The organism is Kutzneria kofuensis, from assembly GCF_014203355.1.
GTDB classification, from domain to species: Bacteria; Actinomycetota; Actinomycetes; order Mycobacteriales; family Pseudonocardiaceae; genus Kutzneria; species Kutzneria kofuensis.
On sequence record NZ_JACHIR010000001.1, the window covers coordinates 6,268,549 to 6,291,452 of the forward strand.

The following is a 22,904-nucleotide window of genomic DNA, read 5'->3' on the forward strand; positions in this document are numbered from 1 at the left end:
GGCTCCTCCCCGTAATCTTGAGTCATGACGTCGGTGGTCGAGCGACTCCACGGGCCTGATCCGGTGTTCTCGGTGGAGTTCTTCCCGCCCCGCGACGAGGCCGATGAGCAGCGGCTTTGGCTGGCGATCCGGCAGTTGGAGGGCCTGGAGCCGGCGTTCATGTCGGTCACCTACGGGGCCGGCGGGTCCAGCCGCGATCGCACGATCCGGACCACCGGTCGTGTGGTGCAGGAGACGTCGCTGTTGCCGATGGCACACCTGACGGCCGTGGACCACTCGGTGGCGGAGCTGCGCAACGTCATCGGCTGGTACGCCGCGGTGGGCGTGCGCAACATCCTGGCCGTGCGGGGCGACCCGCCCGGCGACCCCAACGGCGAGTGGATCAGGCACCCGCAGGGCCTGACCTACGCCGAGGAGCTGGTCGCCCTGGTCAAGCAGCTCGGCGACTTCTGCGTCGGGGTGGCGGCGTTCCCGTACGGGCATCCCCGCTCGACCGACCTGGACTCCGACACGGAGAACCTGGTGCGGAAGTTCCGGGCCGGCGCCGGCTTCGCCATCGCGCAGCTGTTCTTCGAGGCCGAGGACTTCCTGCGGTTGCGGGACCGGCTGGCCAAGCGGGGCTGTGACGCCCCGCTGCTGCCCGGGATCCTGCCGCTGACCACGGTCCGGACGCTGCGCAAGACGGTCGAGCTGTCCGGCGCCCCGGTACCGCCATCGCTGGCCCGCCGGCTGGATCCGCTGGTCGACGACCCGAAGGCGTTCCGCGCCGAGGGCATCGACATCGTGACCGAGCTGGCGCAGCGGCTGATCGACGAGGGCGTGCCGGGCGTGCACTTCTACACGTTCAACATGTCCAAGGCGACGACCGAGGTGGTCGAGCGGCTGGGCCTGCACCGGCCCGCGCATGATCGTTCGGCCGGGTGACACACCCCGACCGGTCGGGTGGGTGAACGGCCTGGTCAGCCCGGGTGCCGGTGGCGACACGCCGTGCGATCGAACTGTCACTCAATGGGGTCGTGACGAGGCGAAGTTGCTCCGAATGGCGGTAGTTTTCACGCCTGCACGGCTTCGGCGGTTTCGCCGGTGCGGTGTCTTCATGAAGAAGCGGTGCAACTCAAGGAGTGTGGAGTCCGTGCTGAAGAAAGCCGGAATGATCGCTGGCGTCGCGGCCGGTCTGATGATCGTCGGCTCGCCGGCGTTCGCGGACGCCCCGAACGACCTGGTCCTGCACGACGGCGGGGACACCCAGGTCACGCACTACGTGCCGATCCAGATCGTGGACAACCACGTGCCGGTCTCCAGCGAGGAGTACGTGGACGGCTCCGGTGCCAGCCACACCAACGCCTCCAACGTGCTGGGCGGCGGTGGCGACCTGCAGGAGTCCGACTACCTGCCGATCCAGTTCGCGGGCAACACGCTGCCGATCAGCAGCTACCTCGAGTACATCGGCTCCAACGCCGACAACAGCTCGAACACCGCCGGCTGATCACGGTCGACGAGAAACGGGGCGGGCCCTGCGGGGCACGCCCCGTTTTCGGGTGTACGGGACCAGGTTTCAGCGGCGGCGGACCCGCAGGCTGCGGCGGTGCGCCCGCAACGCGAGCACGCTGATCACCAGCACCGAGCCGACCAGCAGCGCCGCGACGAGCACGCTCCAGCGCATCCACGACGCGGTCGCCAGCGTCGACAGGTCGGACGTCGCCGACAGCGACGTGATCGAGCCGGGCTTCGGGTTCCAGGTGACGGTGTCGTCGTCGACCGACCCCGTCGCGCTGGTCACGCCGGCCGGAAAGGTCATCTTCAGCTCGACGTCGGAGTGGTCGGCCGGCACCGTGCGCAGGTCGACGGAGCCGGTGAAGTAGACCAGGTCGCCGACCCGGCGCAGCAGCAGCTGGTAGTTGCTGCTGGCGGCGCTCGACCCGCCGACGAGCGTGGTGAACTGGTCGAACTCCAGGTCGCTGAACGACAACTGGGTGCCGACGTAGCCGTCCGCGCTGTACGGCTGCACCATCACCTCCTCGCCCAGATCGGACGGGATCGACAGCTGCGGGCCGTGGTCGTCGGGGGAGGCCGGCACGGTGGCGGCGATCATCGTGCCGGACACCTTGAAGTCGCCGGACACGGTCAGGTCGGCGCGGGCGCGGACACAGCCCGTCAACATCACCACGGCGGCCGTGAACGCGAGCGAGAGCCCGACGATCCGGGGGAACGGCCTGGCCACAAGCCTTGACAGCACCGGGTCATCCTGCCAGCAGGACCGGACTTCCCGGCGGATCACCGCCCGAAGGAGCTACGGAGGTGTCGGTGTGGCCGGGTAGCGTGCCGAACATGTCATCCACCCCACGAGGCGTGCATCAGCTGAGCGACGACTTCGTCGCGGACTACGCCGCTCTGGACCCGAACGCGGCGACCCACCTCGGCATCACGGGGTACGACGAGGACCTGACGGACTATTCGCCCGAGGGCCACGAGAGCCGGGCCGAGCTGACCGCCCGGGCCGTGCGCGAGATCGGGGCGGCCGAACCCGCCGACGACTCGGAGCGGGCGGCCAAGGCCGTGTTCCTGGAGCGCAACGGGCTCTTGCTGGAGTTCCACGACGCCGGGCTGGACCTGTCCTCGCTGAACGTGATCGCGAGCCCCGTGCAGGACCTGCGGCAGCTGTTCGACCTCATGCCGACCGAGACCGCCGAGCAGTGGTCGACCATCGCCACCCGGCTGACCAAGGTGCCGCAGGCGCTGGCCGGGCTGCGGGCGTCGCTGGCCAAGGCGGCCGACCGCGGCGTGGTGTCGGCGCTGCGCCAGGTGACCCGTGTCGCGGAGCAGTGCGACACGTGGGCGGGCCTGCGCGGCGGATCGTCCTTCTTCGCCACGATGATCGCCCGCGCCGAGGGCGTCGACGACGCGCTGCGCACCCGGCTGGAGACCGGCGCCAACGCGGCCGCCCAGGGCTACGCCGACCTGGCCACCTTCCTGCGTGACGAACTCGCCCCGAAGGCGCCCGCCAAGGACGCCGTCGGCGTGGACGTGTACCGGCTGAACTCCCGCTACTTCACCGGCGCCCAGCTCGACCTCCAGGAGGCGTACGAGTGGGGCTGGGAGGAGTTCTCCCGCATCGAGACGGAGATGAAGCAGGTCGCCAACCGCATCCGCGGCGGCGCGACGCTGGCCGAGGCCGCCGCGGTGCTGGACGCCGACCCGCGCTACCAGCTGCACGGCCAGGACGCGCTGCGCGACTGGATGCAGGGGCTGTCCGACAAGGCCCTGGCCGACATGCGCGGCGTGCACTTCGACATCCCCGACCCGTTGATGGCGCTGGAATGCAAGATCGCGCCGCCCGGCGGCACCGTCGGCGCGTACTACATCGGCCCGACCGACGACTTCAGCCGGCCGGGCGCGATGTGGTGGTCGGTGCCCGCCGACCGCGAGGAGTTCTCCACCTGGCGCGAGACCACCACCGTCTACCACGAGGGCGTGCCCGGCCATCACCTGCAGTTCGCCACCGCGGTCTACCGGGCCGACCAGCTCAACCGGTTCCAGCGGCTGATGTGCTGGGTCTCCGGCCACGGCGAGGGCTGGGCGCTGTACGCCGAGCGGCTCGTGCGCGAGCTCGGCTACCTCGACGACGACGGCGACCTGCTCGGCATGCTCGACGGCCACCTGTTCCGGGCCGCGCGGGTGATCGTCGACCTCGGCATGCACCTGGAGCTGGAGATCCCGGCCGGCACCGGATTCCACGAGGGCGAGCGCTGGACGCCGGAGCTGGGCCTGGAGTTCATGCTGACCCGGACGATCACCGACCCCGCCCACGTGCGCGACGAGATCGACCGCTACCTCGGCTGGCCGGGGCAGGCGCCGTCGTACAAGCTCGGCGAGCGGCTGTGGCTGGCCGCCCGCGACGAGGCCCGCGCCCGCCAGGGCGACGCCTTCGACCTGAAGGCGTTCCACAAGCAGGCGTTGGAGATGGGCTCGATGGGCCTGGACACGCTGCGGGAGCGGCTCGCCCAGATCTGAGGGTTGCTCACCCTCCCGGTCGGATCAGGCCGGTTCGATCGGGAGGGTGCGGCCCAGCACGGCAAACGGCCGGGGGTCGCCGGCGAAGTGGTAGTGCCGCAACACATCCTGGAAGCCGACCCGTCGGTACAGCCGCCACGCCCGGGACGGACCCTCCGGCGTGGACAGCAGGACCCGCTCGGAGGTGACGCCGTCCAGCAGCCCGCGCAGCAGCCGCTCGCCGATGCCGCGGCCCTGCGCGTCCGGCGACACGTGCAGCTCGGTCAGCTCGAAGTAGTCGCGCATCCACTCGTCGACGGCGGTCGGCGTGGACACCGCGGTGAGACCGCGGCGGACCTGCTCGTGCCACCACTGGCCGGCGGCGCCGCGATAGCCGTAGCAGATGCCGACCAGCGCGCCTTCCTGGTCGAGCGCGCCGACGCAGCGCCAGCCCGCCCGGATCATGTGCGCCAGCCACATGGGGGCGCGCTGCTGGGCGGTGCCGCTGGGGTAGCGCATCGCGGTGACGTACAGGTTGAGCGCCTCCGGCAGGCGGGCCCGCAGCGTCTCGGCGCTGAACTCGACCAGTCGCTCGGTGCGTGGCGACGCTGTCATTGCTGGTCTCCGGCCACGGTCGCAGGGGTTCCGCCGGTGACGGCGACCAACTCGTCGAACGTCGTCGGGTAGACGGCATTGGGATGCCCGGCGGCGGCCCAGACGACGTCGTACTCGGCGAGGTGCACGTCCACCAGGGTACGGATCTTTTCGGGGTGGCCGACGGGCGAGACGCCGCCGATCACCTGACCAGTGTGCGTTCGGACGGCATCGGGGTCCGCGCGCTGCACCTTCCGCACGCCGACGAGTTCGGCCAGGCGCTTGGTGTCCGCGCGGTGCGCGCCGGACGTCAGCACCAGCAGCGGCTTGCCGTCGGCGAGGAAGAACAGGCTGTTCGCGATCGCGCCGACCGGCACCTCGACCGCGTCCGCCGCGGCGGACGCCGTGCGCACCGCGTCGTCGAGCACCCGGATCCCGGCGGCCGCATCGGTCGCCCCCGCCGCCCGCAGCGCGTTGCGGACCGTGCTCACCCCTGGGTGCTCCTGATCGCTCACGCAGCCAATGACACCACGGCTGGGCCGTCCGAGGGGAAGTGACCCCTGTTCCGGCGCGGGCTTGAACCCGCCGTCGGCTACGCGCTATTCTCGAAGTATCGAACAGACGTTCGATCCGAGCCGCCGGCTTCCCCACGGCGGAGACGTCGAGCCACGACGCCTGCGAGGAGGCCGCTGATGTCTGTGCCCGTTCGTCTTCCCGAGTCGTTCCTGGTGTCCACCCCGCCCAGGTCCCGACTTCGCGCGGTTCCGTCGCCCGGCGCGTCGCCGTCGGCGCGGACGCTGCTCGCCCAGGCCCGGCAGGGGCTGCTGCAGGCCGAGCAGGAGGCCGACCCCGCCGAGCGCTTCGTGCGGGCGCACCTTGCCGCCCTGCGGGCCGCCGCCGCCGTGCTCGCCCTGCGCGGGCGGCCGCACCGCACCCGCACCAAGCCCATGAGCGCGTGGGTGCTGCTGGCCAAGGTCGCCCCCGAGTTCGCCGAGTGGGGCGCCTTCTTCCAGTCGTGCGCGTCCACCCGGCACGCCGTCGAGTCCGGCATCACCCGGCTCGTGTCCGCCCGCAGCGCCGACGACCTCGTCCGGCAGGCCGGTCAGTTCGTCGAGCTCGTCGACCGTGCCGTGCACGGGGCGGGGCGGTGACCGGGCGGGCACTCATCGACCACGACAGGTTGCTCGACGTTCTCGTCGCCGAGGGAGAGCTGATGGCCGACACGGCCGACGGCGCCCGGCCGGACCTGCCCATTCCCAGCAAGCCCACCTCCACCCTGGCGGACACCGTCCGTCATGTCGGCGGTGTGTTCCGGATGGTCGCCGCGCGGCTGCGCGGCGGGAACGGGCCCGTGCGGTGGGAGAGCGAGCCGCCGCCCGGCGGCGCACTGGTCGAGTTCCTGCGGGGCGGGCTGCACGAGCTGGTCGATGAGTTGGCTGCACATCCCGCCGACGAGGTGTGCACCACGTGGTGGACCTTGGACCAGACCTACGGCTTCTGGCGCCGTCGGATGGCCCACGAGGCCACCATCCACCGCGTCGACCTCCAGTCGGCCACCCACACCGAGGTCTTCACCGTCGACGACGACGTCGCCGTCGACGGGGTGGACGAGGCCCTGACGCTCTGGTTCGCCCACCGCCTGTCGGTGATAGGAGTCTCCGGCAGCTCCGAGTTCAAGGTCGCCGTCCGCTCCGGCGGCCGGGTGTGGCTGGTGACGTCCCATGGCGACAACAAGGCCGCCTGGCGCGCCTCGCCCGCCGACACCAAGTCCGCCCAGGCCACGGTGACCGGCGAGCCCATGACCGTCTACCTGTGGCTGTGGGGGCGGTTGCCCTTCACCGCCGTCCGGATCACCGGCGACATGGACGCCGTCGCCGCCCTCTGGGCCCTGCTCCGCCTGGCCACCCACTGAGCGGTCCGGCCGGTTCCCGTACCGGCCGGCCCCCGAACCGGCGAGGCGCGCCCGCTCCGCGCGTCTCGCCGGTTCCTGGTGGCTCCGCAGGTTCCCGCGTGCCTCGCGGTTCCTTCAGTGGATCCGTTCCACCGCGTCCTTCGCCTCCTTGAGTCCCACTCCCGTGAGCTCCCGGTAGCGCTTGATCGCCTCGATCTTACGGCCCGCCCGGGCCAGGGCGACGACGTCCTGGTCCACCGCGAGGTCCGGGCCGGCGAGTCCCGGCTGCGGCACGTCGAGGTGCTGCATGAGCACGTCGAGCTTGCGTTCCAGACGATCCAGCCGCCGTTCGAGCTGCTTGGTCGAGCCGCCGCGGCCCGCCACCGCGAGGAGCAGCACCAGCACCGCGACGCCGACCAGCACGGCCGTGAGTGTGGGATCCACCGGAGCACCGTAGCCCCTTGACGAATGCGTCCCAGCAGGTCACGCTACCGAAATGCAATATATTAGTCGCCTGGACCGGCCGCTCCTGCGGGATCGTGCCCTGGCCACGATCCGCCAGGCCATCGTCTCCGGCGACCTCGTTCCGGGCGAGGCCATCCGCGACCTCGACCTCGCCGCGCGCCTCGGCCTCTCCCGCACCCCCGTCCGGGAGGCCCTCAGCCACCTCGCCGAGGAAGGCCTGGTCGAGTCCAAGCCGCACAGCTACACCCGCGTCACCCCCATCGACCCCGTCGCCGTCCGCGACGCCCTCCAGGTCGTCCAGGCCATGCACGGCCTCGCCCTCCGCCTCGCCGTGCCCCTGTTGACTCCCGACGACCTGGCCCGCATGCGTTCCCACAACTCCCGCTTCGCCGCCGCCCTCACCGCACCCGACATCGCCGAGGCCCTCGCCGCCGACGACGACTTTCACCGCATCCCCGTCGAGGCCTGCGGCAACTTCGCCGTGGCCGCCACCATCCAGCGCTACACCCCGCTGGTGCGACGCCTTGAGTACCAACGCTTCTCGTCCAGCTGCGGCGTGGATTCCGTCGCCATGCACGAGGAGATCGTCGTTGCCTGCGAGCAAGGCGACGGCGACCTGGCCAGCCGCCTCACCGAACGCAACTGGGCCACCCTCGCCGCGGAGCTGGCCGACCAGACCACCGCGGGCGAGACCCCGTCCACCGATCCCGCGGACTAGTGCGGGCTCGCCGACCATCCGAACCGGCCGGCAGCGACCCGGATCCCGCCGACCATCCGAACTGCCCGGCAGCGAGCCAGATCCGGCCGCCGACCATCCGAACGATGCCCTGCTCGCCTGACCGTGTGATCCGTCCGGCCGCGCACATTCCTGCCCTCCCGTGTGGCCCTCCCGACCATCGCCGACCACCAGACCGATTGGAGCCTTCCCATGGGGCTTGAGGACTTCGCGCGTTATCCGCTGACGTTCGGGCCGTCGCCGGTGCATCCGCTGGAGCGGCTGAGCGATCACCTTGGTGGCGCGAGGGTGTGGGCGAAGCGTGAGGACTGCAACAGCGGCATCGCTTACGGCGGCAACAAGACCCGCAAGCTGGAGTACCTGGTGGCAGAGGCGCTGGCGCAGGGGTGCGACACGCTGGTGTCGATCGGCGGCGTGCAGTCGAACCACACCCGCCAGGTGGCCGGCGCGGCGGCGCGGGCGGGGCTGAAGTGCGTGCTGGTGCAGGAAAGCTGGGTGGAGTGGGAGGACCCGGGCTACGACCGCGTGGGCAACATCCAGCTGAGCCGCCTGATGGGCGCGGACGTCCGCCTGGTGCGGTCGGAGTTCGGCATCGAGTTCAAGCAGAGCTGGCAGGACGCGATCGCGGAGATCGAGCACGCCGGCGGCAAACCGTACGCGATCCCGGCCGGCGCCTCGGACCACCCGCTCGGCGGGCTGGGGTTCGCGGGCTGGTCGCGTGAGCTGGAGCAGCAGGAACGCGAACTGGGCGTCTTCTTCGACACGATCATCGTGTGCTCGGTGACGGGCGGGACCCAGGCCGGCATGCTCGCCGGCTTCACCGACCGGCGGGACCGGCGGGTCATCGGCATCGACGCCTCGGCCAAGCCCAAGGAAACGTTCGACCAGGTCACGCGCATCGCCACCGCGACGGCGGCGCTGATCGGCGCCGAGCCGCTGGAGGTCATCCTCGACGACCGCTACCACGCCGGCATCTACGGCGTGCCCGATGAGTCCACTCTGGAGGCCATGCGGCTGGCGGCCCGAACCGAGGGCATGATCACCGATCCGGTGTACGAGGGCAAGTCGATGGCGGGCCTGATCGATCTGGTGAGCCGCAAGGAGATCCCGGCCGACAGCACGGTCCTCTACGTCCACCTCGGCGGCCAGCCGGCACTGAGCGCCTACAGCACCATCGGCTAGGTCCCTTTCGCACGTGAGTGGCTCATTTCGCGCCAGGGGGCAAGTGAGCCACTCACGTGCGAAGCAGGAGCGGTCAGGCGCGGAGGCGCAATCCCTTGGGGGTGGCGCGGAAGCCGGCGTCCTGGAGCACCACCGACAGCTTGGAGCCCAAAGCCCCCTCGCCGTCGGCGCGTTGCACGGCCAGCTGGCCGAGCCAGCCGTCGCGGACGGAGCGGGCAAGGGCCTCGGCGGCCTGGCGGAGTTCGGGCTCGGACTCGGTGAAGGACAGCAGGGACCGCCCGCCGCGTTCGACGTACAGGGCGGCGACGCCGTCGACGAGCACGGCGAGGGCGCCGGCCTTGCGGGCGGGGCGGTGCTTGCCGTCGCCGACCGGATCGGGCCACGGCAGGGCGGCGCCGTAGGGCTGGGCGGGGTCGGCGGCCGCCAGCACCAGGGCGTCGAGGGAGGTCTCGCCGGGACGGGACAGGGCCCGCAGGCGGTCGACAGCCCCACGGGCGGCGAACTGGGCGGCGCCGAGCCCGTCGACGACGTAACCACGGACAACCTGGCCGGAGTCCTCCATGGCGCGAAGAACCCGGTACACGCCGCTGAAGCCGCCGGACACCCGCTCGGTGTCGAGGGCGCCGCGGGTGAGAACTCCGTGCCGCTCGAGGAAGACCTCGGCCCGGGCGTGGGCCCGCCGGGTCGGGTCGGACTCCCGCGCCGGCACCAGCGACCACCGGCCCGAGACGGTGGGCGGACCGGTACGGCTGGGCATCTGCGCCCGCCCCAGCCGGGCGTAGCGGCCGCGAGGCGTGGGCCGCCGCGGTCGGTGGGCGGCGCCGCGCCCGGAGACGAGGGAACGCAGCGGCGCCAACGTGTCGTTGGTGACGAGCCCGGCCCACACGAGGTCCCACAGCGCGGTGACAACGGCCGGATCGTCCACCGGATCCTCGACGAGGCCGGTGACCCGGTCGGTGAGCTGACGGAAGAACAGCGCCCCGCCCGCCAAGGCCGTCAGCACGCCGGAGTGCAGCGGCGACTCCGGCACGGTCTCGTCGAGATCGGGCAGCACGAGGTCGGCGACGTCGGCGGGCGCCAACGCGATCCACCCGTCGCCGCCGGCCAGCGCGCCGCAGCCGGCCCAGGTGACCTCGCCGGTGGCGGTGAGCTCGTCCAGCAGCGCGGGGTTGTAGCCGGGCAGCCGGGAAGGCAGGATCAACGACTCCAACCCGCTCGCCGGCAGCGGCGCCCCGGCCAGCTGTTCCACGACGGACAGCACGTCGTCGACGGTCGGCGCGGACCGCAGCCGGCGGGAGACGCCGTGCCAGCCGGGCAAGAACCGACCGTAGGCGGCCTGCTCGACGGGCTCGACCTCGGCCCGCAGCCGGGCCAGCGACGCCCGGCGGAGCCGCCGCAGCACCTCGGCGTCGCAGTACTCGGTGCCCATTCCGCCGGGCCGCAGTTCGCCGCGAACCAATCGGCCGGCACCGGCCATCCGGTCCAGCACGCCGTGCACGACGGCGACGCCGAGCCCGAACCGGGCGGCGGCCTGCGCGGCCGGGAACGGGCCGCGGGTGCGGGCATACCGGGTCAGCAGGTCGCCGAGCGGATCGGCGACGGGCTCGGTGAAAACCTCCGGCACGCCAACGGGAAGCGCCGCGCCGAGGGCGTCACGCACCCGGCCGGCGTCCTCGATGGCCAGGTACCGCAGCGAACCGGCGATCCGCACCTGGATCGCCCGCCGCTCGGTGACCAGCTGCTCCAGCCACTCCGGCTGGGCGCCGCGTTCGGCCGCCTCCTCGACGGTGAGATCTCCCAGCAGCCGCAACAGGTCCGCGGTCTCCTCGACGTTGCGGGCGTGCCGGTCGGGCGCCAGGCGCTGGAGCTGCTGCTCGATCTCCTCGAGCACCTCCGGGTCCAGCAGCTCGCGGATCGCCTCGGAGCCGAGGAGTTCGGCCAGCAGCGTCGTGTCCAGGGACAGCGCCGCGGCGCGGCGCTCGGCCAGCGGCGTGTCCGTCTCGTACAGGAACATGCCGACGTAGCCGAACAGCAGGCTGCGCGCGAACGGCGAGGGCTGCGGCGTCTGCACCTCGACGACCCGAACCCGCCGCGCCCGCACGTCGCCCATGAGTTCCCGCAGGCCGGGCAGGTCGTACACGTCCTGCACGCACTCCCGCATGGCCTCCAGCACGACCGGGAACTGCTCGTACTGGGACGCCACGGCCAGCAGCTGCGCGGACCGCTGGCGCTGCTGCCACAGCGGCGACCGGCGCCGGGGATCCCGGCGCGGCAACAACAACGACCGCGCGGCGCACTCCCGGAACCGGGCGGCGAACAGCGCCGAGCCGCCGACCTCGGCCACCACGACCTGCTCGACCTCCTCCGGGTCGAGCAGCATGTCCTCGGCGCTGGGCAGCACGTCGGCCCCGGTGTCGTCGAACGCCTCGGGCAGCCGCACCACGATGCCGTCGTCGGAGTGCGCGACCTGCGGGTCCAGCCCGCGGCGTTCCCGCAGCCGCGCCCCGATCGCCAGCGCCCACGGCGCGTTCACCTGCGCCCCGAACGGCGAGTGCACGACGATCCGCCAGTCGCCGAGCTCATCCCGGAACCGTTCCACCACAACGGTTCTGTCGTCGGGCACGTGCCGGGTCGCCGACTTCTGCTCGTCCAGGTAGGACAGCAGGTTGTCGCACGCCCACTCGTCCAGCCCCGCCGACACGGCCCGCTCCCGGGCCTTGGCCGAGTCCATGGTGGACAGCTCGCGGACGAACTTCCCCAGCGCACGGCCGAGTTCCAGCGGGCGGCCGACGCTGTCGCCCTTCCAGAACGGCAGCCGGGCCGGCTGGCCCGGCGCCGGCACGACGATCACCCGGTCGTGCGTGATGTCCTCGATACGCCAGGAACTGGTGCCCAGCAGGATGTTGTCGCCGACGCGCGACTCGTACACCATCTCCTCGTCCAGCTCGCCCACCCGCGACCCCGGCCGGCCGTCCTCGCCGCCGGGAGTCATCACGGTGAACAGCCCGCGGTCGGGGATGGTGCCGCCGGAGGTGACGGCCAGCCGCTGCGCGCCGGGTCGGCCGCGCAGCTCGCCGGAGATCCGGTCCCAGACGATCCGCGGCCGCAGCTCGCCGAACTCCTCGCTGGGATACCGCCCGGCCAGCATGTCCAGCACGGAGTTCAGCGCCGACTCCGGCAGCCCCGCGAACGGCGCGGCCCGCCGGACCACGGCCGCCAGCTCGGTCACCGACCACGGCTCCATCGCCACCATGGACACGATGTGCTGGGCCAGCACGTCCAGCGGATTCCGCGGATAGCGCACGGATTCGATGGCGCCGACGGCCATCCGCTCCGCGACCACCGCGCACGCCACCAGGTCGCCGCGGAACTTCGGGAACACCACACCCTTCGACACCGCGCCGACCTGGTGCCCGGCCCGGCCGACCCGCTGCAGCCCGGACGCCACCGTCGGCGGCGCCTCGACCTGCACCACCAGGTCCACCGCGCCCATGTCGATGCCCAGCTCCAGCGAGGACGTGGCGACCACGCACGGCAGCCGTCCCGACTTGAGCTCCTCCTCGACCAGGGTGCGCTGGTCCCGTGACATCGAGCCGTGGTGCGCCTTGGCGATCACCGGCAGGGCCCCGGTGGCTATCCCCGAACCACCGACGGCCTCTGCCGGGAACCGCTCCATCTCCACGGGTTCCTCACCCGCGAGCTCGTTGAGTCGCGCGGTCAGCCGCTCGGCCAGCCGCCGCGAGTTGGCGAACACGATGGTCGACCGGTGCTGGCGCACCAGGTCCAGCACCCGCTGCTCCACCGACGGCCAGATCGAGGTCCGCTGCTCCGCCCCGGCGGCCGAGCCGCTGACCTCGCCCGTCGGCTCGCCGAGCGTGGCCATGTCCTCGACGGGCACCTCGACGGTGACCTCGATGGTCTTGCTGGCCGGCGGCTGCACCACCCGCAGCGGCCGTCCGCCGGCCAGGAACGCGCCGACCTCTTCCACCGGGCGCACGGTCGCCGACAGCCCGATCCGCTGCGCCGGCTTGGGCAGCAGCGCGTCCAGCCGCTCCAGCGACAGCGCCAGGTGCGCCCCGCGCTTGCCGCCGGCGACGGCGTGCACCTCGTCCACGATCACGGTCTCGACGCCGCGCAGCGACTCCCGCGCCGCCGACGTCAGTATCAGGAACAGCGACTCGGGCGTCGTCACGAGCACGTCCGGCGGCGTGCGAACGAAGGCGCGGCGCTCCTCGGCGGGCGTGTCGCCGGTGCGCATGCCGACGGTGATCGACGGCTCCGGCAGGCCGAGCCGGTGCGTGGCCTGCCTGATGCCGGCCAGCGGCGCGCGGAGGTTGCGCTCCACGTCCACCGCCAGCGCCTTCAGCGGCGACACGTACAGCACGCGGCAGCGGTGCTGCTTGTTCTCCGGCGGCGGCTGCGAGGCCAGCCGGTCCAGCGCCCAGAGGAAGGCGGCGAGCGTCTTGCCGGAGCCGGTCGGCGCGACGACCAGGGCGTGCTCGCCGGCCGCCACCGCCGACCAGGCGCCCTGCTGGGCGGCGGTGGGCGCGACGAAGGCCCCCGTGAACCAGTCCCTGGTCGCGGGGGAGAACACCGACAGCGCGTCCGCCATGCACCCATCATGACAAGCGGGTCTGACACTTCCCGCGCGACCGCCACTGACCTGCGGAAACGTGACTTTCTCTTGACACCGGGAAATGGTCTAGTCCATTTTCATCAGCACGTGTGTGCGTCACTCGATGCCCAGGCCGCCACCCCTGCGCATGGAGGTAGCAGCTATGTCACGGAAGTGGACACGCTGGTTAGCCGGAGCGGTCGCCGCCGCCACGGTCGTGCTCGGCATCGCCGCCCCGGCGGCGGCAGCCACGAATCTGCTGGCCAACCCCGGCTTCGAGGCCGGCAACACCAGCGGCTGGACGTGCAGCGGCGCGACCACCGTGGGCAGCCCGGTGCACAGCGGCTCGTACGCGGTCGCGGCCACCCCTGCCGGCCAGGACTACGCGCAGTGCAGCCAGAGGGTCACCGTGCTGCCGAACTCGGCGTACACGCTGTCCGCGTACGTCCAGGGCAGCTACATCTACCTCGGCGCCACCGGCACGGGCGGCACCGACCCGCAGACGTGGACCTCCGCCAGCGGCTACACGCAGCTGTCGACGAACTTCACCACCGGTGCCAACACCACCAGCGTCACCGTCTACATCCACGGCTGGTACGGCCAGCCCACCTACTACGCGGACGACTTCGTGCTCAGCGGCCCCGGTGGTGGTGGCGGCAACCCGACGGCGCCGGCCGCGCCCACCGGTCTCACCTCGACCGGCACCACGTCGTCCTCGGTCTCGCTGGCCTGGACGGCCCCGTCCGGTGACGTGAGTGGCTACAACGTGTACCAGAACGGCACGAAGGTCGCCTCCGTGTCGGGCACCTCCTACACCGTGACCGGCCTGTCCGCGTCGACGAGCTACCAGTACGCGGTCACGGCATACAACTCGGTCGGCGAGTCGCCGAAGTCCGCCACCATCACCGCGACCACCAAGTCCAGCGGCGGCGGCACCCCGGGCGGCTCCCTGCCCGCCCATGTGCTGACCGGCTACTGGCAGAACTTCTACAACGGCGCCAAGGCCCTGAAGCTGGCGGACGTGCCCACGAGCTACGACCTGATCGCGGTCGCCTTCGCCGACGCCACGAGCACCCCCGGCGCCATCTCCTTCACCCTCGACTCGGGACTGTCCGGCCAGCTCGGCGGCTACACCGACGCGCAGTTCACCGCGGACATCGCCACCGCGCACTCCCGCGGCCAGAAGGTGATCCTGTCGGTCGGCGGCCAGAACGGCACGATCAGCGTCGGCGACTCGAGCGCCGCCGCCAACTTCGCCAACAGCGCGTACTCCCTGATCCAGCGCTACGGCTTCGACGGTGTGGACATCGACCTGGAGAACGGCGTCAACGCCACCTACATGGCGCAGGCGCTGCACTCGCTGGCGAGCAAGGTCGGCTCGGGCTTCATCGTGACGATGGCGCCGCAGACCATCGACATGCAGTCCACCGGCATGGCGTACTTCCAGCTGGCGCTGAACATCAAGGACATCCTGACCATCGTCAACACGCAGTACTACAACTCCGGCACGATGAACGGCTGCGACCAGGGCGTCTACGCGCAGGGCACGGAGAACTTCGTCACCGCGCTGGCCTGCATCCAGCTGCAGGGCGGCCTGCGCGCCGACCAGGTGGGCCTGGGCCTGCCGGCCTCCGGCTCGGCGGCCGGCGGCGGCTACATGTCACCGTCCACTGTGAACGCCGCGCTGGACTGCCTGGCCAAGGGCGCCAACTGCGGCAGCTTCCACCCTTCGGCCACCTACCCGGGGATTCGCGGCGCGATGACCTGGTCGATCAACTGGGACGCGTCCAACGGCTACGCCTTCGCGAACACGGTGCACCCGCACCTCGGCGGCCTGTAGGACATTCGACATCGTACTCGCGGTAACCCTTAACTGATGTCGAGTGTCACGGAGGGCCCATTCTCCAACGGGAATGGGCCCTTCGGCGTGCGTGTCACTCGATCGAATGAGTATCGGCGGGAAATGTCCCCGACTATTGATTACCAATGGGTAGGTAGAAAGCCTTTTCTATCCCTATTATCAGGGTGGACTACGGCTGGTGTTCGACCGACTGCGCAACGCTCGTGGGTGGTTGTGGCGACAGCGGACAGTTGTTACCGGAGCGTGTCCAGCCGGCCGGCCGCAGGCGAAGGTCACGGTTGCGTTTCGTGTTCTCCCTGGTAAGCGGGAGTGCACGAGGCCGGGGTGGTGCACGTTTTCCTGGTGTGTCTGCACGAGCCGCCCTGGACCGACCGGCGGAAACTTGCGTACTCCTCACGGTGGGTAGCGGCGTGTTCACCAGTACGGATCCATTCCTGGAAAGTTTCCCAGGGTCCTTGTGAGGGCGGCCACGCAGCGTTAGCGTCATCCGTGCGTCCGGGAAGTCGGTGGGACGACAACCAGGACGCGCATCGCGCCGGATGGGGCTTTGGGAATGGTCCGATCCACTGCGGTGCGGCACGGGGCAAGGGGTGTCGGGGGTGTTCGGATCGCCGGCCGCTACGGAGACGGTCTGATTACCCGGCGCGTGGGGTGCACTGACGCAGTTGCCAAACCGATTCGCCGTCGATTCTCCAGTCGAGGACGGATCACCACCCAAATTCACGTGCGGGGACAGATGAATAACTTGGCACAGGTTCTACCTGTGGGGGCGGCCGTCGCGCCGGCGCCGAAGCCGGTGGCCGCCTACGGTCCGCAGGACGAGCAGTTCCGTCAGCTCGTCGACGCCGCGGTCAACCGCGATCCGGTTGCCACGCAGCGGGTGTTGGAGTCGATCAGGCCGATCGTGCTGCGGTACTGCCGGGCCCGGATCGGCCGGCTGGACCGGTCGTTCTCCTCGGCCGACGACGTGGTGCAGGAGGTCTGCCTGTCGGTGATCTCGGCGTTGCCGTCCTATCGGGACCAGGGGCAGCCGTTCCTGGCCTTCGTGTACGGCATCGCGCAGCACAAAGTCGCCGACGCGCACCGGGCGGCGGCGCGCAACCGGTCGCTGCCGGTGCCCGAGGTGCCGGACCGGCCGGAGACGGTCGCGGGTCCGGAGCAGCGGGTGCTGCAGGACGAGTTGAAGGGTTCGATGGACAGGCTGCTCGCGGTCCTGTCCGACAAGCAGCGCGAGATCGTGGTGCTGCGGGTGGTCGTCGGCCTGAGCGCCGAGGAGACCGCCGATCTGGTGGGGTCCACCCCGGGTGCGGTCCGGGTGGCGCAGCACCGGGCGCTGACCAGGCTGCGCAAGCTGGTCGGCAACACGAAGGAGATCTGAAGGTCGGGCACCCGATGGGGTGAGGGAGTGTCATCCCATCGGGCTCGTGACGGGCTTGGTCAACCGGCGCACCGGACATCGTGCCGTGTGGCAGCATCTGCGCGAAGCCAGAGGTGAGGGGGCGCGCGTGCGGGTGTTGTCGATCGACGTGGGGACGTCGAACACGGTCGCGGTGCTCGCCGCGCACGGACAGCAGCCGCGTGTCGTCGAGGTCGACGGCGCGGCCACCATGCCGTCGGCCGTCTACGTCGGCGAGGACGGCGTGATCCTGGTCGGCCGGGACGCCGAGCGGCAGGCCCGGCTGGATCCCACGCGCTTCGAAGCCAATCCGAAGCGCCGCATCGACGACGGCGCGCTGCTGCTCGGCGGCAGCGTCGTTCCCGTCACCGACGTGCTCGCCGCCGTGCTGCGGCGGGTGCTCGACGAGACCGTCCGCCAGCTCGGCGGCGCACTGCCGGACGAGTTCCGGCTGACGCATCCGGCCCGCTGGGGCGCGCCGCGACGCAACACCCTCATGTCGGCCGCGCGGCTCGCGGGCATGACCGGCGCCATCGTGCTCGTGCCGGAGCCCGTCGCGGCGGCCGCCCACTTCAACCGCCTCACACCGGGAAGTTCGCTCGCCGTCTACGACCTCGGCGCCGGCACGTTCGACGTCGCCGTGGTCGCCGCGACGCCGCAGGGCTTCACCGTGCTCGCCGAGGACGGCCTGTCCGATCTCGGCGGCACCGACATGGACCAACTGCTGCTGGAATACGTCGGCCGCCAGGTCTCCAACCGCGACGCCGCCAAGTGGCAGCAGCTGCTGCGGCCGGAGTCCACAGCGGACCGTCGTGCCCGCCGCGCCCTGGTCGAGGACGTGCGCGCGGCCAAGGAGACGCTGTCCCGGCACCCGCAGACCGAGGTGCCGATGCCGGAGCCGTTCGCCGACGTCCTGGTCACCCGGCCGGAGCTGGAGGCGCTGATCCGGCCCAGCCTCACCCGGAGCGTGGAGCTGCTGTCGTCGACGATCGCGGCCAGCGGTGTGCACCCGATGTCGCTGGCCGGCATCTACCTGGTCGGTGGAGCGAGCCGGACACCGCTGGTGGCGACGCTGATCGGGGAGCGGTTGCGGGTCGCGCCGGCGAGCCTGGACCAGCCGGAGACGGCCGTCGCGTTGGGGGCCCATCTCGTGCCGCGTGACGGCGTGACGATCCGGGCCCAGGTTGCCGCTGCCGCACCGCCGCAGCAGTACCCGAGCACCGGCGACTTCATGGCGGCGGCCCAGTTCCCGCAGCTGCCGCCCCCGTCCGCCGCGCCGCCGCGGAAGGGCGCATCGAAGGCGACCATGGTCGCGCTGGGCGCGATCGTGCTCGTCGCTCTTGTCGTGCTGGGCGGGTTCCTGGTGCTCAGCCCGAGCCGGTTCCCCAGCGCCGCGGACTGCGCCGGCAAGCCGGGAGCGCCGGACGCCAAGGGCTTCACCACCTGCACCCGCCAGCTCGCCGGGCCCGTCGCCGACCGGGGCGACTGCCACGGCGGCTACGACGGCACCGGCGTCGCCGTGGCGGGGCTGGCCAGCGTCACGTGTCACATCGACGGACAGACCGTTGTCTATACCCAGACAGGTTCGCTCGATGAGGTGAACGGGAAGGTACGGGCGCTGATGGACGCTTATCCGAACACCACCAAGGTTCGTGCGTCGTGGAAGGGGAACGGGCTGTCCGGCGAGTACCAGGCGCTCGCCTCCAGCGGCGTGGGCGTCGTCGTGTTCACGGTGTCGGACCGCCCGCTCGTCGGCGTGCTCACCGCGCCGGCCACGGCGGACCCGACGTCACTGACCGCAGCGAAGGCGGCCGGCGCGTTCGAACGTTCGGTACAGCCGGGCACCTGATTGGTCGTCAACGACGATGGTCGCGGCGTGTGACGATCGAGTGGTGGATCGCCGCCATCCCGCGCAGCGCCGGGTACTCGGTTTCCTCGTGGGCACCCAGGCCGTCGGTTCGATCGGCGTCGGCACCGGCATCACGCTCGGTGCGCTGACGGCGACGACGCTGTCCGGCTCCGTTGCCGTCGGTGGTTTGGGGGCGACCGCGATCGCGGTCGGCGCGGCGGTGCTGGCGGTGCCGGTCGCTGCGTTCGCCGGTCGGTTCGGACGGCGGCGTGCCTTGACGGCGGCGTACGGGGTCGGCGCGGTGGGCGGCGTCGGATGCTTTGGCGCGACGGCTCTTGGCTCGTGGCAGCTGTTGCTGCTGGCGTTGGTGGCGTTCGGTGGCGGCACGGCGGCGACGCTGGCCGCCCGCTACGCCGCGGCGGATCTGGCCCATCCGGAGCGTCGCGCCGGCGCAATGTCCACAGTGGTCTGGGCGACGACGCTCGGCGTGATCGCGGCGCCCAACCTCGTCGCGCCGGTTGCTGCTTTCGGTGCCGGTGGGCCGTTTCTGGTGTCGGCTGCCGCATTTCTCGTGGCGGGCTGCGGGGTGCTGCTCGGGTTGCGGCCGGATCCGTTGCTGGCCGGGCGGGTTGCGGTTGTCGTCGGCGACAGTTGTTGCGGCGTCGGGGCGTCCGAGCTGCCGCGCCGGCACACCCGGGCCGAGGTGTGGGCGGCGATCGGGCCCAACGTCCGGTTGGCGCTGCTCGGCGTGGCCCTGTGCAACACGGCGATGACCGGGATGATGTCGATGATGCCGGTGCAGATGACCGGCGGCGGGTCGACGCTGGTGGTCGTCGGCATCGTCGTCAGCGTGCACGTGACGGGGATGTACGCGGCGAGCCCGCTGTTCGGCGTGCTGGCGGATCGGATCGGCCGGGTGCCGGTGCTCGCCCTCGGGGCGGCGCTTGTCGTTGCCGGCGCGGGTGTGTGTGGGATGGCGTCCGCGCACGACGCCCCGCAGATGGCCATCGGCATGATCATGCTGGGTTGTGGTTGGTCGGCCGGCGTGGTCGCGGGTTCGGCGCTGCTCACCGAATCCGTGCCGGCAGGGCTGCGGCCGTCCACCCAGGGGCTCGCCGACCTGGTGCTCAACGTCGGCGGCGCCCTGGGTGGCCTGCTGGCCGGCCTGATCATGAGCGCCTGGTCGTTCACCGTGCTCGGGCTCGTGGTCGGATTCGCCGCCCTGCCGCTGCTGATGGCGTGCATGGGAACGACCCTGCGGCCGGTGGCTCCCGCGCCGGAGCCACCGGCCGGTGATCAGGACGTCGCCGGGACCGCGCGGATGAGCCGCGTCTCGCCGGGGCGCAGCGTCGCGCTGTAGCTGCCCTTGATCGTGCCCTTGGCCTTCTGCGCCCACAGGTCCGTCACCGCGGCCGCGCCCGTGGTGATGCCGACCTGCGACCAGTTCACCGTGATCGTGGCGCTGCCGCTGGTCGCCGTGTTGAACAGGGCCACGACGTAGGCGCCGGACGGCTCCTTCTTGGCCCACACCTGGTTGTTGCCGCTCTTGATGATCCGCTTCGCGGCGATCGCGTCCTGGTCGACGCCGAGCACCGAGTCGTTGGTCAGCATCGCCTTGTCGGTGGCGTCCAGGTGGGTCAGGTCGGTGCCCAGCAGCAGCGGCGCCGCCGCCATCGCCCACAGCGTCAGGTGGCTGCGCCGCTGGTCGCTGGTCAGGCCCGTGTTGTCGCCGTTGCCGATCTCCAGCGAGTCCAGGTCGTTCCAGCCGCCCGGGCCCGCGTACTGCTGCCAGCTCGACGCCGAGTCGAACCTGCTCGACACGTGCTTCCAGTCCGTCAACGGGAAACTGGCGCCGTTCGTGCCGCAGTAGCACTCCACGTCGCCCTGGGTGCGCCAGCCGTTCGCGTACTGCCGCCACGTCTTCGCGTCCGCGATGGCCAGGTTGTTCGACAGCTCGTAGTGGATCGGCCGCCCCGAGTTCCGCAGCGCTTGCGACCACGCCTTCACGTCCGGGATGTCCGGGCTGCCAACGCCGTCGATCTTCAGGTAGTCCACGCCCCAGTCCGCGAACTGCTTCGCCCAGGAGTCGATGTACTCCTGCGCCCCCGGCTTCGTGTAGTCGATGCCGTACATGTGCTTGCAGTTGTAGTTCTTCTCCTGGGTCGTGGTCACCGCGATGTCCTTGGCGTGGAAGCTCGTGCCCGCGATGGGGGAGTTCGCCTTCACCGCGTTCTCCGGGATCCCCGGTGTGACGTAGAGCCCGAACTTCAACCCGTCCCCGTGCACGTGATCCGCCACGGCCTTCATCCCGCCCGGGAACTTGCTCGTGTCCGGGACCCACCGCCCGTTCCCGTCCACCAGTGGCCCGCTGCCGTCGCACTTCATCCAGAAGTCGTCGAGGTTGACGTACTCGAACCCGTGCTGCGCCAGCCCCGAGCTCTTGATCGCATCCGCCTGCGCCTCGATCTTGGCCGCGGTCGGCGCCTTCCGGATGAAGCTCCAACTGCTCCACCCCATCGGCGGCTTGCTCGCCAGCCCGTTGTCCTCGGCATTCGCCGCAGGTGTCACCGCTAGAAGCGCTAGCACCGCCAGCGCCCACGCGTACCGACGCACGAGACCCTCCCACCCAAGTCGTGCGGCGGCGGGCCTGCAACAGGTTGGAAACGTTTGCAGTCTAGGTGGCCCAGGGCGGATCGGCCAGCCCTGCTTTCTCGCGCTGCGATCGCACGACAGCCAGGTTGCCGCGCCTGATCAACGTGCTCGGGTGCTCCGCTCCCAGCGGTCGGGTGCTGAACGTGTCCGGTGCGCTTTCGTGCTGCGTGATGTCACCAGACAATCGACACGTCGAAGCAGCCCGGTCCACCACTTGTCCTTGATCCCGGCAGTGTCGCAACGTGACGGCCCGAGCGAGGCGGCGGAACGCGGGGGAGCCACCCGAACGTACGCGGATCAGCCGAGTGGGAGGCCGGTCTCCCGGACCGTCCACCGGCCGGGGCTGCCGGTGAGTTGGGTGACCGTCAGCGGCGCGATGTCGACCCGCCAGAACGCGGCGGCGGGCGCGGCTAGCGCCGCTAGGATCGCTGCCCGTGCTACGGCCGGCGACGTGACGACACCGAGTCGACCAACGTCGCCCTGACGGTCCAACCAGTCGGCGACCCGCTTGAGCACGGCGCTCACCGGTTCGCCGCCGTGCGGGGCGGCGTCGGGATCGGTCATCCACGCCAACAACTCGTTCTGGTCGACCTCGGCCAGTGACCGGCCACGCCACGAGCCGTGATCAAGATCGGCGAGGGCCTCGTCCACGGCGGCGTCCCAGCCGAGGGCCTCGGCGGTCTGCGCGCAGCGCAGCTCCGGCCCCCGGCTGAAACCGTCCAGTCTGGCCGGTCCGGCCAGCGCCTCCGGCCGTCGCGACAACGGCTCGTCAACGGGGAAACGCGCCTGCCGCACGGCGTCGGTGGCGCCGTGGCAGACCAGGAAGATCCGGTTCAGGCCGTCACCCGCGCGGCCGGCTTCGGTGCGAGCAGCCGCTCGGCCAGCGGCGCGAACACCAGGCCGATGACCGCCCACAAGATCGCCTGTGCGGCGAGCGAGTAGAAGCGGAAGTCCCACAGAACATCGGCCGGGAAACCCGGATAGACGATCTGGCCGGCCGGGTTGCGCAGCGGCTGCGGCGTCTCGGTCGCCTGCTGGCCGTAATCACGGACGTTCGCCGCGAGTTCGCCCAGCGACGGCAGCAGCGCCATCACGACCCCGATCACCACCACGAAAGCCAGCGATGCCAGCAGCGTCGCGTTCCAGTTGCCGAACCGCTTGGCCAACCGCTTGCCCAGCACCACGGCGCCGATCAGGAACGCCACCGAGCACACCATCATCAGCACGTACAACGCGCCGCGGACACCGATCGTCGCCTGGTGGCCGATCGACGGCGGATTGGCCGGATACTTCACGAACGGCACCAGGTAGATGCCGAGGAAGCCGCCGCCGGCGACCAGCACCGACAGCGTGCGCGGCCGCAGGTTGCCGACCCGGCCCAGGCAGACCGCGTACGCCACGGCGAACAGCGCGCCCATCGCGACGCCGAACAGCACCATGCCGACGCCGATGCCGACGTTGGCCTGGATGGCCCGGCTGAAGATCTCCGGGCCCTCGTCGCCCGCGGGCAGGCCGGCGGCCTTGTCCAGGGCGGCCTGCGCCTCGTCACGCCCGCTCTCGTAGTCGATCGCGGCCTGGATCTGCGGCTCCGCGAAGATCCGGGCGAAGACGAACGCCAACAGTCCGGCGAGGGCGCCGGCCAGCACACCCCGCAGGATGATTCGCTTCTCCAT

General features: G+C 71.3%; 18 protein-coding genes and 1 pseudogene. 11 read left to right on the forward strand and 8 right to left on the reverse strand.

Translation table 11 applies throughout. From position 1 onward, the window contains the following. Nucleotides 1-24: 24 nt before the first annotated feature. Both BJ998_RS29010 and BJ998_RS29015 read left to right on the forward strand, forming a co-directional pair. Nucleotides 25-908 (forward strand): annotated as a pseudogene (locus BJ998_RS29010) (methylenetetrahydrofolate reductase). A gap of 224 nt (nucleotides 909-1,132) precedes the next feature. Then, nucleotides 1,133-1,486, forward strand: coding sequence for a hypothetical protein (locus BJ998_RS29015; protein ID WP_184866530.1), 354 nt, complete (start codon nucleotides 1,133-1,135; stop codon nucleotides 1,484-1,486). A 69-nt stretch (nucleotides 1,487-1,555) separates the two neighbouring features. On the opposite strand, the gene BJ998_RS29020 is transcribed toward BJ998_RS29015, so the two are convergent. Further along, nucleotides 1,556-2,236 (reverse strand): DUF3153 domain-containing protein, encoded by a 681-nt coding sequence (locus tag BJ998_RS29020; protein ID WP_184866531.1) that lies wholly within the window; start codon nucleotides 2,234-2,236, stop codon nucleotides 1,556-1,558. A 92-nt stretch (nucleotides 2,237-2,328) separates the two neighbouring features. Here BJ998_RS29020 and BJ998_RS29025 point away from each other — a divergent pair, with 92 nt between their 5' ends. Further along, nucleotides 2,329-4,011: a DUF885 domain-containing protein gene (locus BJ998_RS29025; RefSeq protein WP_184866532.1), complete on the forward strand. Its 1,683-nt coding sequence runs from the start codon at nucleotides 2,329-2,331 to the stop codon at nucleotides 4,009-4,011. Nucleotides 4,012-4,035: 24 nt separating this feature from the next. Here BJ998_RS29025 and BJ998_RS29030 read toward each other — a convergent pair whose 3' ends face one another. Both BJ998_RS29030 and BJ998_RS29035 read right to left on the reverse strand, forming a co-directional pair. Next, nucleotides 4,036-4,605: a GNAT family N-acetyltransferase gene (locus tag BJ998_RS29030; protein ID WP_184866533.1), complete on the reverse strand. Its 570-nt coding sequence runs from the start codon at nucleotides 4,603-4,605 to the stop codon at nucleotides 4,036-4,038. Continuing rightward, nucleotides 4,602-5,099, reverse strand: a complete 498-nt coding sequence (locus tag BJ998_RS29035) for a YbaK/EbsC family protein (protein WP_184866534.1) — start codon at nucleotides 5,097-5,099, stop codon at nucleotides 4,602-4,604. The genes BJ998_RS29030 and BJ998_RS29035 overlap by 4 nt, the downstream gene beginning before the upstream one ends. A 177-nt stretch (nucleotides 5,100-5,276) precedes the next feature. Here BJ998_RS29035 and BJ998_RS29040 point away from each other — a divergent pair, with 177 nt between their 5' ends. Beyond that, on the forward strand, nucleotides 5,277-5,735 hold the full coding sequence (locus tag BJ998_RS29040) for an SAV_6107 family HEPN domain-containing protein (protein ID WP_184866535.1): 459 nt from the start codon (nucleotides 5,277-5,279) through the stop codon (nucleotides 5,733-5,735). Next, nucleotides 5,732-6,496, forward strand: a complete 765-nt coding sequence (locus BJ998_RS29045; RefSeq protein WP_312890383.1) for a maleylpyruvate isomerase N-terminal domain-containing protein — start codon at nucleotides 5,732-5,734, stop codon at nucleotides 6,494-6,496. Before BJ998_RS29040 ends, BJ998_RS29045 begins: the two co-directional genes overlap by 4 nt. A 114-nt stretch (nucleotides 6,497-6,610) precedes the next feature. On the opposite strand, the gene BJ998_RS47730 is transcribed toward BJ998_RS29045, so the two are convergent. Beyond that, nucleotides 6,611-6,919 (reverse strand): ribosomal protein L7/L12, encoded by a 309-nt coding sequence (locus tag BJ998_RS47730; RefSeq protein ID WP_184866536.1) that lies wholly within the window; start codon nucleotides 6,917-6,919, stop codon nucleotides 6,611-6,613. A gap of 52 nt (nucleotides 6,920-6,971) precedes the next feature. Here BJ998_RS47730 and BJ998_RS29055 point away from each other — a divergent pair, with 52 nt between their 5' ends. Together BJ998_RS29055 and BJ998_RS29060 are read left to right on the forward strand one after the other, a co-directional pair. Beyond that, a complete protein-coding gene (locus BJ998_RS29055) occupies nucleotides 6,972-7,658 on the forward strand; it encodes a GntR family transcriptional regulator (RefSeq protein ID WP_184866537.1) in 687 nt (228 codons plus the stop codon). 210 nt (nucleotides 7,659-7,868) lie between these two features. Continuing rightward, nucleotides 7,869-8,858, forward strand: a complete 990-nt coding sequence (locus tag BJ998_RS29060; RefSeq protein WP_184866538.1) for a 1-aminocyclopropane-1-carboxylate deaminase — start codon at nucleotides 7,869-7,871, stop codon at nucleotides 8,856-8,858. 73 nt (nucleotides 8,859-8,931) lie between these two features. Here BJ998_RS29060 and BJ998_RS29065 read toward each other — a convergent pair whose 3' ends face one another. Continuing rightward, nucleotides 8,932-13,470 (reverse strand): ATP-dependent helicase, encoded by a 4,539-nt coding sequence (locus BJ998_RS29065; RefSeq protein ID WP_184866539.1) that lies wholly within the window; start codon nucleotides 13,468-13,470, stop codon nucleotides 8,932-8,934. Between the two features lie 166 nt (nucleotides 13,471-13,636). Here BJ998_RS29065 and BJ998_RS29070 point away from each other — a divergent pair, with 166 nt between their 5' ends. The 4 genes from BJ998_RS29070 to BJ998_RS29085 all read left to right on the forward strand — a co-directional run bounded on the left by BJ998_RS29070 (nucleotide 13,637) and on the right by BJ998_RS29085 (nucleotide 19,939). After that, nucleotides 13,637-15,313, forward strand: coding sequence for a chitinase (locus BJ998_RS29070; protein ID WP_221338156.1), 1,677 nt, complete (start codon nucleotides 13,637-13,639; stop codon nucleotides 15,311-15,313). Between the two features lie 784 nt (nucleotides 15,314-16,097). Continuing rightward, complete coding sequence (locus BJ998_RS47735) at nucleotides 16,098-16,712, forward strand: sigma-70 family RNA polymerase sigma factor (protein WP_376775928.1); 615 nt, start codon at nucleotides 16,098-16,100, stop codon at nucleotides 16,710-16,712. A gap of 127 nt (nucleotides 16,713-16,839) precedes the next feature. Further along, entirely contained in the window at nucleotides 16,840-18,579 is a 1,740-nt protein-coding gene (locus BJ998_RS29080; protein ID WP_184866542.1) for an Hsp70 family protein, read from the forward strand. Nucleotides 18,580-18,622: 43 nt separating this feature from the next. Continuing rightward, nucleotides 18,623-19,939: an MFS transporter gene (locus tag BJ998_RS29085; RefSeq protein WP_312890384.1), complete on the forward strand. Its 1,317-nt coding sequence runs from the start codon at nucleotides 18,623-18,625 to the stop codon at nucleotides 19,937-19,939. Here BJ998_RS29085 and BJ998_RS29090 read toward each other — a convergent pair. The 3 genes from BJ998_RS29090 to BJ998_RS29100 all read right to left on the reverse strand — a co-directional run bounded on the left by BJ998_RS29090 (nucleotide 19,876) and on the right by BJ998_RS29100 (nucleotide 22,904). Continuing rightward, entirely contained in the window at nucleotides 19,876-21,147 is a 1,272-nt protein-coding gene (locus BJ998_RS29090) for a glycoside hydrolase family 27 protein (RefSeq protein WP_221338157.1), read from the reverse strand. The genes BJ998_RS29085 and BJ998_RS29090 overlap by 64 nt on opposite strands. Nucleotides 21,148-21,528: 381 nt before the next feature. Next, entirely contained in the window at nucleotides 21,529-22,146 is a 618-nt protein-coding gene (locus tag BJ998_RS29095; protein WP_376775929.1) for a histidine phosphatase family protein, read from the reverse strand. Continuing rightward, nucleotides 22,065-22,904, reverse strand: coding sequence for a CbtA family protein (locus BJ998_RS29100; protein ID WP_184866544.1), 840 nt, complete (start codon nucleotides 22,902-22,904; stop codon nucleotides 22,065-22,067). Before BJ998_RS29100 ends, BJ998_RS29095 begins: the two co-directional genes overlap by 82 nt.